1 protein-coding gene and 1 tRNA gene are annotated in these 1,252 nt (G+C 60.8%); one reads left to right on the forward strand and one right to left on the reverse strand.

Annotated features, from left to right (window positions below):
- Positions 1 to 129 precede the first annotated feature (129 nt).
- Positions 130 to 372, forward strand: a complete 243-nt coding sequence (locus A612_RS02325; RefSeq protein ID WP_019372997.1) for a DUF2274 domain-containing protein — start codon at positions 130 to 132, stop codon at positions 370 to 372.
- 668 nt (positions 373 to 1,040) lie between these two features.
- Here the strand turns inward: A612_RS02325 and A612_RS02330 are convergent.
- Positions 1,041 to 1,116 (reverse strand) — tRNA-Gly (locus A612_RS02330).
- Between the last annotated feature and the right edge of the window lie 136 nt (positions 1,117 to 1,252).

Genomic DNA, 1,252 nt, shown 5'->3' on the forward strand with positions numbered 1-1,252 from the left:
GCACGCCTGAAGGGGGCAGGTCAAACCGACGCTGACCGAACGGCCGGGGTTGTCGGTGCGGATCATCGTCAACCGTGACTTGGTGTTGCGGCCGTACCAACCGCTGTTCTTCAACAGGGGGGCGATGCGATGAACACGACCAAGAAGCTGCGGCTCGGGCCGCTGCCCAAGACCGAAAGCGTCAAGCTGACCTTTGCCTGCCCGGCCAGCCTGAAAGCCGACCTCGACCGCTACGCCGCGCTGCACGCGCAGGCATACGGCGAGGCAGTAGATGCCTTGACGCTGATTCCGCACATGTTGGAAGCCTTCATGGCTGGCGATCGGGGATTCAAGCGCACACAACCCAAGAACGGAAAAGCCGCCCCTGCGTAAACGGGGGCGGCTCTGGATTGGTGCCCGAGGCCGGAATCGAACCGGCACGCCTTTCGGCGAGGGATTTTCTTACCACTTCGACTTTCGCCGCCAGCGCACACGCGCTGTTCGTGGTCTGGAGCACGCCTTCACCATAGCCTTGCGGCCGTAGGTGCCCGCCGTCTGCTCTCTACACCTTCCCAAACTGTAGCTTGGGCTTGGCTCGGCGTTGGCTCGGATGCCGAAGCATCCAGGGCTTTCGCCGATTTTGACGGGCTTCACTTCGGGCGTTTCCCCCCGAAGGCTCAAATTGTTCAAGTCCCTTGTGTCTACCGATTTCACCACTCGGGCGTAGTGCTCAACGCACTGAAAACACCTACCTCCATCTACTGGCGCCTAGCTGGCCCCTGGCCGTCAAGCCTAGCTGCAAAGCTACAGCTCGGATGCCCGCAAACTGTTGTCACTATTGACCTTGTGACTCGTTGGCGCAAGCAGAGAAGACTTGACAAAACAGATTTTAAGTCCGCAGTGTCTACCAATTTCACCACCGGGGCCGCAACCTGCCCGGGCAGGGCAGGCCGTCATGGGCAGCGTAACCGCGCCGGCTTCTTCGCGCAATGGCGGGGCCGGCGCGCCCGCTCCACCCGCAATCAACAAAAAAGGCAAGCCGAAGCTTGCCTTGGGGTATCTGGAGCGGGAAATCGGTCTCGAACCGACGACCTCAACCTTGGCAAGGTTGCGCTCTACCAACTGAGCTATTCCCGCGTGTCTCCCGAAGGTCGCGCCGCATCAGGGACGCTGCGCATTTCGGAAATATGCAAATTCTAGCACCAACTTCAGCCTCCCAGATCGAAGCGCCAGAAAATTTCGCTCCGCCCATCGCCTGTGAGGGCGGTCCGCC

It is taken from the genome of Melaminivora alkalimesophila (genome assembly GCF_000282995.1).
Classification (GTDB): Bacteria; Pseudomonadota; Gammaproteobacteria; order Burkholderiales; family Burkholderiaceae_C; genus Melaminivora; species Melaminivora alkalimesophila.